Source organism: Xanthobacter aminoxidans (assembly GCF_023571765.1).
GTDB lineage: Bacteria > Pseudomonadota > Alphaproteobacteria > Rhizobiales > Xanthobacteraceae > Xanthobacter > Xanthobacter aminoxidans.
On sequence record NZ_JAMJXC010000002.1, the window covers coordinates 1 to 12,655 of the forward strand.

General features: G+C 66.9%; 9 protein-coding genes and 1 pseudogene. 2 read left to right on the plus strand and 8 right to left on the minus strand.

Going from position 1 to position 12,655, the window contains the following annotated elements; genetic code table 11:
* From nifH to EJ105_RS02785, 8 genes and pseudogenes are all read right to left on the minus strand, one after another.
* A pseudogene (gene nifH / locus EJ105_RS02750) lies at window positions 1-111 on the minus strand (nitrogenase reductase); the annotation flags it as partial.
* A 465-nt stretch (window positions 112-576) separates the two neighbouring features.
* A complete protein-coding gene (locus EJ105_RS02755; RefSeq protein ID WP_250165208.1) occupies window positions 577-1,842 on the minus strand; it encodes a cysteine desulfurase in 1,266 nt (421 codons plus the stop codon).
* A 4-nt stretch (window positions 1,843-1,846) separates the two neighbouring features.
* Window positions 1,847-3,190, minus strand: a complete 1,344-nt coding sequence (sufD, locus tag EJ105_RS02760) for a Fe-S cluster assembly protein SufD (RefSeq protein ID WP_250165209.1) — start codon at window positions 3,188-3,190, stop codon at window positions 1,847-1,849.
* The gene (gene sufC / locus EJ105_RS02765) at window positions 3,190-3,951 is read right to left on the minus strand and encodes a Fe-S cluster assembly ATPase SufC (RefSeq protein ID WP_250165210.1); all 762 of its coding nucleotides are present in this window, start codon (window positions 3,949-3,951) and stop codon (window positions 3,190-3,192) included. The genes sufD and sufC overlap by 1 nt, the downstream gene beginning before the upstream one ends.
* Before the next feature lie 63 nt (window positions 3,952-4,014).
* The gene (sufB, locus tag EJ105_RS02770; RefSeq protein WP_250165211.1) at window positions 4,015-5,499 is read right to left on the minus strand and encodes a Fe-S cluster assembly protein SufB; all 1,485 of its coding nucleotides are present in this window, start codon (window positions 5,497-5,499) and stop codon (window positions 4,015-4,017) included.
* A gap of 174 nt (window positions 5,500-5,673) precedes the next feature.
* Window positions 5,674-5,868: a 4Fe-4S binding protein gene (locus tag EJ105_RS02775; RefSeq protein ID WP_029555939.1), complete on the minus strand. Its 195-nt coding sequence runs from the start codon at window positions 5,866-5,868 to the stop codon at window positions 5,674-5,676.
* Between the two features lie 288 nt (window positions 5,869-6,156).
* On the minus strand, window positions 6,157-7,935 hold the full coding sequence (nifA, locus tag EJ105_RS02780) for a nif-specific transcriptional activator NifA (protein ID WP_029555940.1): 1,779 nt from the start codon (window positions 7,933-7,935) through the stop codon (window positions 6,157-6,159).
* Window positions 7,936-8,278: 343 nt separating this feature from the next.
* The gene (locus EJ105_RS02785) at window positions 8,279-10,648 is read right to left on the minus strand and encodes a putative bifunctional diguanylate cyclase/phosphodiesterase (RefSeq protein WP_250165212.1); all 2,370 of its coding nucleotides are present in this window, start codon (window positions 10,646-10,648) and stop codon (window positions 8,279-8,281) included.
* 310 nt (window positions 10,649-10,958) lie between these two features.
* Here EJ105_RS02785 and coaBC point away from each other — a divergent pair, with 310 nt between their 5' ends.
* Together coaBC and dut are read left to right on the plus strand one after the other, a co-directional pair.
* A complete protein-coding gene (gene coaBC, locus EJ105_RS02790) occupies window positions 10,959-12,176 on the plus strand; it encodes a bifunctional phosphopantothenoylcysteine decarboxylase/phosphopantothenate--cysteine ligase CoaBC (protein ID WP_250165213.1) in 1,218 nt (405 codons plus the stop codon).
* The gene (gene dut, locus EJ105_RS02795; protein ID WP_250165214.1) at window positions 12,173-12,637 is read left to right on the plus strand and encodes a dUTP diphosphatase; all 465 of its coding nucleotides are present in this window, start codon (window positions 12,173-12,175) and stop codon (window positions 12,635-12,637) included. Before coaBC ends, dut begins: the two co-directional genes overlap by 4 nt.
* Window positions 12,638-12,655: the final 18 nt, after the last annotated feature.

The window sequence follows — 12,655 nt, forward strand, 5'->3', positions numbered from 1 at the left end:
GATGAGGATGCGCTGACCAAGCTCGGTCAGGGCCGCAAGCGTGTTCTGGGACGTGGTGGACTTGCCGATGCCACCCTTGCCGTAAAACGCGATCTGTCGCAGCGAAGCCATCTTGCTCTCCTTCGAAACCTTCAAACGAGGATTCGGTGGTCTCCGGACCGCTGCGGGGCACGCAGACGGACCCGGGGACGTTGCACTCCGGCGCGGATGCGGACGGGGCCCTTCCGGAGCCCACCAGCCAGCAGCCTGGCGCCTGACAGAGGAGTAGCAACGAGTGTGCCAGCGATTTTTCGGATTTTTTATCGCATAGAATCAATATGTTGAGGCGTTCCGACGGGCATGTTCAGAACCCGACACACCCGTTTTGGCGGCCGACATGCCAGTTTAGGGCTGTTTGAAACAGGACACTGCCGGCCCCGCCCATACCCCTGTCGAAAGCCGACAATCACCGTTCCGGGCCGCGTGTCGGATTTTCGACCCTGCACCGCGACAGGAGCACCCCAACGCAAAACGGGCCGGCAAAGCCGACCCGTTGCAGTTCACAAAACAGAGACCCCGCACCCGTCGGCGCCGGCGTCAGCCGATCAGCTCCTGCGCCTTGCTCAGGGCCGCGACGAAGCGGTCCACTTCCTCGCGGGTGTTGTAGAGGCCGAACGAGGCGCGGCAGGTGGCCGCGACGCCGAAACGCTCCAGCAGCGGCATGGCGCAATGGGTGCCCGCGCGCACCGCGATGCCGTCATTGTCGATGAGCGTCGCGAAGTCGTGGGCATGGGCGCCGGCGATCTCGAACGAGATGATGGCGCCCTTCTCCTTGGCGGTGCCGATGATGCGGACGGAATTCAGCTCGCCCAGCCGCTCCTGCGCATAGCGGCACAGCTCGTTCTCGTGGGCACGGATACGTGCCTTGCCGATGGACTGGATGTAGTCGAGCGCGGCACCGAGCCCCGCGGCCTGCACGATAGCCGGCGTGCCCGCCTCGAACCGGTGGGGCGGATCGCCATAGGTGACAGAATCCTGCCGCACCACCCGGATCATCTCGCCGCCGCCGTTGAAAGGCGGCATGGCCTCGAGATGCTCATACTTGCCGTAGAGCGCGCCGATGCCCGTGGGGCCATAGAGCTTGTGGCCGGTGATGATGTAGAAATCGCAGTCGATGTCCTGCACGTCCACATCGAGATGGACCGCGCCCTGGGAGCCGTCCACCAGCACGGGGATGCCGCGCGCATGGGCGATCTTCACCACCTCCTTCACCGGGACGGTGGTGCCCAGCACGTTGGACATCTGGGTGATGGCCACCAGCTTGGTACGGTCCGTGAGCAGCTTCTCGAACTCGTCGAGGAGGAAGTTGCCCTCGTCGTCCACCGGCGCCCACTTCAGCACCGCGCCCTGGTTCTCGCGCAGGAAGTGCCACGGCACGATGTTGGCGTGGTGCTCCATGATGGAGAGGACGATCTCGTCGCCCGCCTTGATGCGCGTCTTGCCGAAGGTGGCGGCGACGAGGTTGATCGCCTCCGTGGCGCTGCGGGTGAAGATGATCTCTTCCGGCCGCGCCGCATTGAGGAAGCGCTGCACCGCGTGGCGGCCGCCCTCATAGGCCTCGGTCGCCGCATTGGCGAGATAGTGCAGGCCGCGATGCACGTTGGCATATTCGGAGGTGTAGACCTGCTGGATGCGGTCGAGCACCGCCTTCGGCTTCTGGGCCGAGGCGCCGTTGTCGAGATAGACCAGCGGCTTGCCGTTGACCTTGAGGTCGAGGATCGGAAAATCCTCGCGCACGCGCATCACATCGTAGGAACCGTTCGAGACCGCGGGGTGAAGGGCGGTCGACTGGGGGACGGTCATTGGTTCACTCCCGACCCAACAACCAGGCGCGCGTCGCCTCGGCGAGGGCGGTGCGAATGCCCTCCTCGCCGATGGCGTCGATCACCTCGCCGACGAAGGCCTGGATCAGGAGCGCCTCGGCCTCCTTGGCGGGGATGCCGCGGGCCATGAGGTAGAACTTGATCTGCTGGTCGAGCGTGCCGGTGGTGCAGCCGTGGCCGCACTGCACGTCGTCGGCGAAGATCTCCAGCTCCGGCTTGTTGCAGGATTCCGCCGTCTCGGTCAGCAGCAGCGCGCGGCTGAGCATCCGGGCGTCGGTCTTCTGCGCCGCCTGGCGCACGGCAATCTTGCCCTGGAAGATGTCCTGCGAGGCGCCGTCCAGCACCGCGCGGAAGGACTCGCGGCTCTCGCCGGCCGGCGCCGCGTGATCGACGGAGAGCATGGTGTCGGCGTGCTGCTTGCCCGCGAGCAGGCTCACGCCGCCCATGTGGGCCTTCACGCTCTCACCCGCGAGATGCAGCAGAAGCTGGTTTCGCACCACGGCGCCGCCGGTGGTGAAGAAGGTGTTGGAGAAGCTGGCATCGGCCGCCACCTTCGCCAGCATGGTGGCGAGATGCACGGCGTCGCTGCCTTCGGTCGTCACCTTGACGCGCTCGAAGGTCGCGCCCGCGCCCACCACCAGCTCCAGCGCGGTATTGACCTGATAGGCGATGCCCGCAGGCCCTTCGTGGCTCTCGACGAGGGAAAGGCGGGCGCCATCTTCCACCACCACCAGCGAGCGGGTGAAGGCGGCGACCGGGGTCTCGGCCGTGGTCACGAACACCAGTTCCACCGGCCGCGTGACAGCTGCGCCTGCGGCCACATGCACCACCACGCCGTCGCCCATGAGCGCCGTGTTGAGGGCGAGCACGGCATCCGAAGAGGCAACGGTGCGGCCGAGGTAGCTCGCCGGAAGGCCTGTCGGATCAGCCAGCGCATCCGCCATGGAGGCGATGGTGAGGCCGGGCTCCAGATCCGCAAGGTCGGACAGCTCCGGCACGAAGGTGCCGTTCACCACCACGAGGCGGCGGAAGCCGAGCGTCGAGAACAGGCTGCCGGCGGCCACTGCCTTCGCCTTGGCATCCGCATCCGGCAGCGGCGCGAGGGGCTTGGCGTCGCGCATCAGGGCGCGCAGGTCGGTGTATTTCCAGCTTTCCACCCGACGGTGCGGCAGGCCCGCATCGGCGAAGGTGTCGAAGGCCGCGGTGCGCTGGGCCGCCACGTCGGGGCCACCGGGCAGGCTGGCGCGGACGGCGGCGAAGGTCTCGGCCAGCGCCAGTTCGGCGCCGGTCTTCATGGGGCGGACGAGTGCCGGAGCTGGCGCGGCCATCACGCAGCCTCGCTCTGGTACTGGGCGTAGCCGGTGGCTTCGAGTTCCAGGGCCAGCTCCTTGCCGCCGGTGTGCACGATGCGGCCGGCGTTGAACACATGCACCACGTCCGGCACGATGTAATCGAGCAGGCGCTGGTAGTGGGTGATCACCAGCATGGAGCGCTCGGGCGAGCGCAGCGCATTGACGCCGTTGGAGACCACCTTGAGCGCGTCGATGTCGAGGCCGGAATCCGCCTCGTCCAGCACGCAGAAATAGGGCTCCAGCAGCATCATCTGGAGGGTTTCGTTGCGCTTCTTCTCACCGCCGGAGAAGCCCACATTCACCGGGCGCTTGAGCATGTCGGCGTCGATGCCGAGCGTCTTGCCCAGCTCGCGCACCTTGCGCACCAGCTCGGGTGAGGTCAGCTCCACCTCGCCGCGCTTCTTGCGCTGGCTGTTCACCGCTGTGTGCAGAAACGCCATGTTGGAGACGCCGGGGATTTCCAGCGGATACTGGAAGCAGAGGAACAAGCCGTGCGCGGCGCGCTCGTCGGGCGACAGATCGAGCAGGTTCACGCCCCGGAAGATGACCTCGCCGCCGGTGATCTCGTAGCCCGGCTTGCCGGAGAGGACATAGGAGAGGGTGGACTTGCCGGCGCCGTTCGGCCCCATGATGGCGTGCACCTCACCGGGATTGATGGTGAGGTTCATCCCGTTGATGATCTTGCGCCCCCCAGCGATCTCGGCATGGAGGTCCTTGATTTCGAGAAGGGGAGCCATGGTGAAGATCCTCTGGTTATTGTTGCCCGGCGACGCGACCTGAACGATGGGACGGAAGGCGCGTCAGCCGACGCTGCCTTCCAGGCTGATGGAAATGAGCTTCTGCGCCTCGACGGCGAACTCCATGGGAAGCTGCTGGAGCACATCCCGGACGAAGCCGTTCACCACGAGCGCGACGGCATCCTCCTGCGAGAGGCCGCGCTGCATGCAGTAGAACAGCATGTCTTCCGAGATCTTCGAGGTGGTCGCCTCGTGCTCGAACTGCGCCGTGGGGTTTTTCGCCTCGATATACGGCACGGTGTGCGCGCCGCAGAGGTCGCCGATGAGGAGCGAGTCGCAATTGGTGAAGTTGCGGGCCCCGGCCGCCTTGCGATGGGCCGAGACGAGGCCGCGATAGGTGTTGTTGGACTTGCCGGCCGAAATGCCCTTGGAGATGATCCGGCTTGTGGTGTTCTTGCCGAGATGGATCATCTTGGTGCCGGAATCCACCTGCTGACGGCCGTTGGAAATGGCGATGGAATAGAACTCGCCGGAAGAGCCCTCACCGCGCAGCACGCAGCTCGGATACTTCCAGGTGATCGCCGAGCCGGTTTCCACCTGCGTCCAGGAAATCTTGGAATTCCTGCCGCGGCAGTCGCCGCGCTTGGTCACGAAATTGTAGATGCCGCCCTTGCCCTCGGCATCGCCGGGGTACCAGTTCTGGACGGTGGAATACTTGATCTCGGCATCATCGAGGGCGACCAGCTCCACCACGGCGGCGTGCAGCTGGTTCTCGTCGCGCATGGGCGCGGTGCAGCCTTCGAGATAGGAGACGTAGGAGCCCTTGTCGGCGATGATGAGGGTGCGCTCGAACTGGCCCGTATTCTTCTCGTTGATACGGAAGTAGGTGCTGAGCTCCATCGGGCAGCGCACGCCCGGCGGGATGTAGACGAACGAGCCGTCCGAGAACACCGCCTGGTTCAGCGTCGCATAGTAATTGTCGGTCGCCGGCACCACGCTGCCCAGATACTGCTTCACCAGATCGGGATGCTCGCGCAGGGCCTCGGAGATGGGCATGAAGATCACGCCCGCGGCCTTCAGCTCCTCCTTGAAGGTGGTGGCCACCGAGACGCTGTCGAACACCGCGTCCACGGCGATCTTCGGCCGCTCGCCTTCGGGGATTTCGACGCCGGCGAGAATCACCTGCTCGCGCAGCGGAATTCCGAGCTTTTCATAAGTCTTCAGGATTTCCGGGTCGACCTCGTCGAGGGACTTCGGCGCCTTGAACTTCTTCGGCTGCGAATAATAGTAGAGGTCTTGGAAATCGATCTGCGGGTAGCTGACGCGCGCCCACTCCGGCTCCTGCATGGTGAGCCAGCGGGCGTAGGCGTCGAGGCGCCACTGCAGCATCCACTCCGGCTCTTCCTTCTTGGTCGAGATGAAGCGGATCACCTCTTCGGAAAGGCCCTTCGGCGCCTTCTCGGATTCGATGTTGGTCTCGAATCCGTATTTGTACTGGTCGACGTCGATGGAGCGAACCTGTTCGACTGTGTCCTGTACGGCCGCCATCTGGTCCTCCGTTCAACTGTCAGGCTGCGGCGCCGGGCGCCGCGCGCAGGGGGTGAGGAGCGGAGCCCGGACGGCTCCGATCTCGTATTCGGTGGAGGGAATGCCCGCCGGGACCAGCAGGGATGGGTCCGTGCGGAACCGATCGGGCCGGCATCCCCGCCGCAGCGCCGGGGATCATGCCGGGACGCAGGTATTCTCCACCGGGCAGACCACGGCGCACTGGGGCTTGTCGAAATGCCCCTCGCACTCCGTGCACTTCTTGGGGTCGATCACATACATGTCCCGCTTGAGGCTGATGGCAGCATTCGGGCACTCGAACTCACAGGCACCGCAGACGGTGCACTGGGACGCGACGATCTTGTAGGCCATGGGCTAGCTCCGCACTGTGCAGATTGGCAGGCGCAACCCCTCTTTCAAGCAACGTGCCATCGGGCAATGCTTTGATTTTTAATTGTTATTCTTCTGGGCCGGAGTCTCGGAGCGCTGTCGTTCACCCGACAAGGTGTCGCAAGTGCGACAGCGCGCGCGTCCTGTGTCCGGGGTGCCGGGCCTGATCGCCGGCCACGTCCAGCCGGCACGAAAAAGCCCTCCCCGCCGGGCGGAGAGGGCTTTGTCGGTGCAGGTGCTGCCGGGGCCGAGACCCGCGGCTGGGGCCAATCAGAAGCGCTTGATCTCGATGTCGTGCTTCTTGAGGGCGTAGCCGATCTGGCGGGGCGTGAGGCCGAGCAGGCGCGCGGCCTTGGCCTGAACCCAGCCGGCCCGTTCCATTGCATCCACCAGCCGTTCGCGCTCGGACAATTCCTCGTCCGCGTCGGCAGCACGCACCGGCATGGCCGGGGCGGACACCGGAACCGGCACGGTCAGCGGCGGCAGGCGCGGCACCGTGTTGGAATTGGCCGCCTCGCTGCTGATGGCGGAGAGCGGCGGCATCACCGGGAGGGGGATTTCCATGGGGCGGCGCGTCTGCGGCGCGTCTGCCGGGCTGCGCCACAGGAGCGCCGACAGGCATTCGTTGTGACGACAGGCGAAGTCGTCGCCGACAATGTTGCCGCCCTGCGCCAGGGTGGCGGTCCGCTGCACGCAATTCTCCAGCTCGCGCACATTGCCGGGGAAGCCGCAGCCCATCAGCACGTCCATGGCGTCCTGATTGAAATGCAGGTCGCGGCCGTTCTCGCGGTTGAAGCGGTCGAGGAATTCGTTGGCCAGGAGCGGGATGTCGCCGCGCCGGTCGCGCAGGGAGGGCACGATCACCGGGATGACGCTGATGCGGTAATAGAGGTCGGCGCGGAACTCGTTCTTGGCCACCGCCTCCTCAAGGTTCCGGTTGGTGGCGGCGACGACGCGCACGTTCACCTTGAGGGTGTGGCTGCCGCCGACCCGCTCGAACTCCTGCTCCTGCAGCACGCGCAGCAGCTTGGCCTGGAAGGCGGGGGAAATCTCGCCGATCTCGTCGAGGAAGAGCGTGCCCTTGTCGGCAAGCTCGAAGCGGCCCTTGCGCGCGCCGACGGCTCCGGTGAAGGCCCCCTTCTCATGGCCGAACAGCTCGGATTCCAGAACGGATTCGGGCAGCGCGGCGCAGTTGAGCTTGATGAACGGCCCCTTGGCGCGGGGCGAGAGCTCGTGAATGGCTTTCGCGATCAGTTCCTTGCCGGTGCCCGATTCACCGCGCAGCAGCACGGGCGAATGGGACTTGGCGACGATCATGATCTTGTCGAGCAACCCGCGGATCTCGCGGCTGTCGCCGATGATGCCGTCCACATAGACGCGCTTGCGCTCGCGGCCGACGGTGGACGGCTTCAGCTCCAACAATTCCTTCTGCAGGCGGCCGCTTTCCGCCATCAGCCGCTCGCGATCGCGCGAGACGACGCGATGGAGCTGGACCGTCTGGCCGATGAGGTTCGCCACCATGGTGAGGAAGCGCACATCCGAATCGAGCCGGAACACGGAGCGGCCGTCCCACACGCGGTCGATGGTCAGCGTGCCGATGACCCGGGACGCGACGCGGATCGGCACGCCGATGAAGGACACGCGCGTGTCCTCGCTGGCGCCGAGCGCCTGCGCATCGGCCTCGCTGAAGGCGGGGTGGGAGGCGACGTTCTCGGCGATCAGCGGCACGGCGGTGGCGATCACCTGTCCGATGGCCTTCTCCGGCAGGCGCGCGCGGTAGCGCGCATCGGTGCCTTCGTTCCAGCCGCCGCCGACGGTGATGTCGGGAATGCCGTCATCTTCCAGCAGCGAAATGACGCCATGACGCATCTGCATGAAGGACGAAAGAAGATTAACCACGCTCGACAGCGTGGTTTCGAGGCGATTCGGGGCCGTCAGAATCTTCGAGATCTCGTAGATCCCGGTCAGAGCCACGTCGCTCAGTGAAACGAGGGGCACATGATGTCGAGGCTGCTCGCGCTCGATTTGCAACGCTTCCTGCTGAACCATGGTGCTCTCTCCATCACCCCAGGCACCGTCCCCACCCATTTTTGTCTGATTAGCGACACTTTGATTTAGTTTCATTCGCATGTCGTGCCCAAGGTGAGGGCAAGATTTGATGCTTGTTTGAGCACGGCCACGTCAATTGTCGCGTTTGCTGCGACAACTTGGCCATTTGCGGCGGCCATCGGGCGCCTGCTTGTCAGAGAAGGGACGAATTGGCCGTCTCGCCGGCAAAAAGATTTCGCGCTGCGAAATCACCGGCCCTCTACTTGCCGCAACTTTCCTCACAGTGCCTTTCGCAGTGCAGCGTAAAGGACAGGGGTCCGGCTTCCCTTCGATCACCCGGCGCTCAGCGCGCCTCGAACAAGGCGAGGCGGGCGGCGGCCGTGTCCGGACGCTCGGCCCGCAGGAGAGCGGTCATCTCGGGCGCGGCGAGCGGGCGGAAGAACAGGAAGCCCTGCGCCAGCTCGCACCCGTTGTCGCGCAGGAACCGGGCCTGTCCCGCCGTCTCCAGCCCCTCGGCCACCACCCGCATCCCGAGCTTGCGGCCAAGCTCGATCACCGCGCAGACGATGGCGGTGTCGAAGGCATCGCGTTCGATGTCCTTCACGAAGCTCTGGTCGATCTTGATGGTGTCGATGGGCAATTGCTTGAGGTGGATGAGGCCGGCGTAGCCGGTGCCGAAATCGTCGAGGGCCACCCGCACACCCGCGCGGTTCAGCTCGTCGAGGATCGGCGCCACATGGTCGGAGCTGCGCCCGAGGAAGACGGTCTCGGTGATCTCCACGTCGAAATGCGACGGCTCCACGCCCGCGGCGTGGAATTGGCGCAGCAGGGTGGGCGCGAGGCCGCGGTTGGTGAACTGGGCGGGCGCAAGGTTGATGGCGACGCGGCCGCAATCGTAGCCGAGCTCGATCCAGCTGCGCACATCGCTCGCCACCCGGCGCACCATGCGCTCGCCGATCAGCACCGCGAGCTCGGGATCGGAGAGCGCGGCCTCGAAGGCGGAGGGCGAGAGGATGCTGTGCGGCGAGCGCCGCCAGCGCACCAGCGCCTCCACCCCGGCGAGGCGGCCCGTGATGAGCGACACCTTGGGCTGGTAGTAGGGCACGATCTCGTCATCGGCGAGGGCGCCGATCATGGCCCGGTTCAGCGCCACGCGCTCCAGAACCGCCTGTCGCATGGCCGGCGCGTAGACGACCACGCGGTTGCGGCCCTGCTGCTTGGCGGCATAGAGGGCGAGGTCGGCGTCCTTCATCAGCTCGCCATAGGTGCAATCGTGCTCGGGGCAGGCCGCGATGCCGACGCTCGCGCGCGTCGTGAAGTGCCGGCCCGCATGCAGCAGCGGCCGGCGCAGCTCGGAGAGGAGACTCTGGGCGAGGCGACGACCGAGCCCCACCGGGTCCGGCCCCTCGATGGCGCAGACGAATTCGTCGCCGCCGAGCCGGGCGATCAGGGCCGGCTGGTCGACGAGGGCGTCGAGCCGGTGCGCCGTCTCCATCAGCACGGCGTCGCCGGCATCGTGGCCCAGGGTGTCGTTGACGTCCTTGAGCCCGTCGAGATCCATCAGCAGCACGCAGATGCCCTGCCCCGGCTTGCGCCGGGCGAGCGCGGCCTCGAGCCCCTCGTGGAAGGCGGCCCGGTTGGGCAGGCCGGTGAGGGCGTCGTGGCTCGCCGCATAGCGCGCCTGCCGCTCGGCGGCGCGGCGGTCGGTGACGTCCACCAGGGCCGCGACGAGATTGGGCGAGGGGCCGGAGGGCGTCACCGCGGCCGCCAGCACCACCTGCCGTTCCTCGCCATCGGCGAGCGTCACCGTGGTTTCGAACTCGGTGGCGATGCCGTCGCGGCGCAGGCGGTCGCGAAGCGACTGGGCATCCTTGCCGCCGAGCGCCGCGTCCCACAGGCCGCCGGCATCGGGCAGGTCGAAGGTCCCGCCGTAGAAGCGCCGCGCGGCCTCGTTGGACTTGATGTACCGCCCGTCCTCCAGCCGCGCCACCACCAGGGGAATGGGCACGGCCTCGAAGGTGTTCTCCAGGATGTCCTCGCTGGCGCGCAGCTTCTCGTTCGCCTCCCGCTCCGCCCGGACCACCGACCAGAAGCGCCGCTCCGTGCGGTTGGCACGGCCGGCGACGAGCGCCAGCATGGTGTTGAGCACGGCGACGGCAAGGGCGAGGCCCACCGCCATCTGCCAGCCTGTCGAACGGTCGAGATAGCCGAACAGCAACAGGGCGCTCGCCCCGAAGCCGCTGGAGACGAGCCAGCCGAACGGCAGGGGAACGGCCAGATAGAAGACCGTCGGCAGCAGCATCACCACGAACAGGGCGAGGTCGCTGTGCGAACTCACCAGCACCGCGATGGCCGCCGATATGCCCCAGAGCCAGACGAGGTAGATGGCGGTCATCCGTCCCGGCGTGGTCGCGACCTGAACCGCCACCAGGCAGAGCAGCGACAGCGCGACGACCACGAAGCGCGCACTCACCGCCACCACGAAATGCCCGGTCCCGGCGAATCGCCAGTCGCTCAGCAGGAACAAAGCGTTGAGAATCACAGAGGCGGCGAACAGGAAACGCCCGTGGCGCCGGGCCTCTTCCAGGCAGGCGGCACGGAACTGCTGCTCCGTGGCCGGATCGACGAACTCGCCGCCAAACGCGCTGAGACGAGCGTCCCCAACGCCTCCAGCCCCGTCCAAGTTCCCGACCTGCCCCGTGATACCTCTCATGTGACAGATTCTAATGGTCAATTCCGCCCTGCGCCAGCACGCGAGGCGCGCGGGCGGCGGGTAATCGTACCGCCGGTCACGATTTTCTTCGCGCGTTTCTTTACATTCCCACGGCTCGACAGGTCGGAGACGCCAGGAATGTAATTTCGAGTAGCGATACACCCCGCAACTACTCTGGGCTGTACGGATCAGAATTCGCACCTGGATGCCTCCGCGGGCTCCCGTTCGGGAGCAGGGCGCGTTGCATGGCGACCATTGCGTGCTGTACTGCGGCAGGACGACGCCGGGAGCGACGCCAAGGGAGCCGCCGATGCTGAAGGACAAGCGCATCCTCCTCCTCATCGGGGGTGGCATTGCCGCGTACAAGTGCCTCGAGCTGGCGCGCCGCCTGAAGGAGCGCGGCGCCACGGTCCGCGCCATCATGACCGAGGCGGCCGGGCGATTCGTGACGCCGCTGTCGGTGGGCGCGATCACCGGCGAGCGGGTGTTCACCGACCTGTTCGATCTCACGGCGGAGCACGACATCGGCCATATCCGGCTGTCGCGGGAGGCGGACCTCCTTGTTGTGGCGCCGGCCACCGCCGATCTTCTGGCCCGCATGGCGCACGGCCTCGGCGACGACCTTGCCACCACCTGCCTGCTCGCCACCGACAAGCCGGTACTCGTCGCCCCTGCCATGAACCCGCGCATGTGGGCGCATCCCGCCACCCGCCGCAACGTCGCCCAACTCAAGGCGGACGGGGTTTCGGTGGTCGGTCCCAATTCGGGCGCCATGGCCGAACGTGGTGAGTTCGGCGAGGGCCGCATGGCGGAACCCATGGAGATCCTCGCCGCCATCGAGGCCCATTTCGACGACGGCGCGTCGCGGCTGCTCGCGGGAAGACGCGTCCTCGTCACCTCCGGTCCGACCCACGAGCCCATCGACCCGGTGCGCTACATCGCCAATCGCTCCTCCGGCAAGCAGGGCCATGCCATCGCCGCCGCCGCGCGCGCCGCCGGCGCCGAGGTGGTGCTGGTCTCCGGCCCGGCCGAGGCAGCGGACCCTGCGGGCGTGCGCGTGATCCACGTGGAGAGCGCCCGCGACATGCTGGCCGCCGTGGAAGAGAACCTGCCGGTGGACGCCGCCGTCTTCGCCGCGGCGGTCGCCGACTGGCGGGTGGCGGACGCGTCGGAACAGAAGATCAAGAAGGACGGCGGCGGCGCCCCCACCCTGACGCTGGTGGAGAATCCCGACATCCTCGCCTCGGTCTCGCGCCACCACACCCTGCGCCCGCGCCTGGTGGTCGGCTTCGCGGCGGAGACCGAGCAGGTGGTGGCCCATGCGCGCGACAAGCGCCTGCGCAAAGGCTGCGACTGGATCGTCGCCAATGACGTGTCCCCTGCCACCGGCATCATGGGGGGCGACAGCAACACCGTGCACCTCGTCACCGCCGCCGGCGTGGAGGACTGGCCCTCCGCCACCAAGGCCGAGGTCGCCCGCCACCTCGTCGCCCGCATCGCCGCCGAACTCTCGGGAACCCATCCGTGACATCGCCTTCCGTGAAGATCCAGCGCCTGCCCCACGCCGCCGGCCTCCCCCTACCCGCCTATGCGACCCCCGGCGCCGCCGGCATGGACCTCGCCTGCGCCCTGCCGGCTGATGCGCCGCTCCTGCTGGCGCCCGGCGCGCGCGCCGCCATTCCCACCGGCTTCGCCATCGCCCTGCCGGACGGCTACGAGGCGCAGGTGCGGCCGCGCTCGGGCCTCGCTAAGAACCACGGCGTCACCGTGTTGAATGCGCCGGGCACCGTGGATTGCGACTACCGGGGGGAGATTGCCGTGCTGCTCGTCAACCACGGCCGCGAGACCCTGGAAATCAGCCGCGGCATGCGGATCGCGCAGCTTGTCGTGGCGCCTGTCGTTCAAATAATGCTGGAAGAAATCGGAGAATTGAGCGAAACTGCACGCGGTTCCGGTGGTTTTGGATCTACAGGCCTCGGTTCCTCGTGATTTAGCCGTCGGTGGACG

Excerpts from the sequence above, each read along its gene's own strand:
- sufD (WP_250165209.1), bottom strand. The coding sequence starts at position 3,190 with ATGGCCGCGCCAGCTCCGGCACTCGTCCGCCCCATGAAGACCGGCGCC.
- EJ105_RS02755 (WP_250165208.1), bottom strand. The coding sequence starts at position 1,842 with ATGACCGTCCCCCAGTCGACCGCCCTTCACCCCGCGGTCTCGAACGGT.
- sufC (WP_250165210.1), bottom strand. The coding sequence starts at position 3,951 with ATGGCTCCCCTTCTCGAAATCAAGGACCTCCATGCCGAGATCGCTGGG.
- sufB (WP_250165211.1), bottom strand. The coding sequence starts at position 5,499 with ATGGCGGCCGTACAGGACACAGTCGAACAGGTTCGCTCCATCGACGTC.
- EJ105_RS02785 (WP_250165212.1), bottom strand. The coding sequence starts at position 10,648 with ATGAGAGGTATCACGGGGCAGGTCGGGAACTTGGACGGGGCTGGAGGC.
- coaBC (WP_250165213.1), top strand. The coding sequence starts at position 10,959 with ATGCTGAAGGACAAGCGCATCCTCCTCCTCATCGGGGGTGGCATTGCC.
- EJ105_RS02775 (WP_029555939.1), bottom strand. The coding sequence starts at position 5,868 with ATGGCCTACAAGATCGTCGCGTCCCAGTGCACCGTCTGCGGTGCCTGT.
- nifA (WP_029555940.1), bottom strand. The coding sequence starts at position 7,935 with ATGGTTCAGCAGGAAGCGTTGCAAATCGAGCGCGAGCAGCCTCGACAT.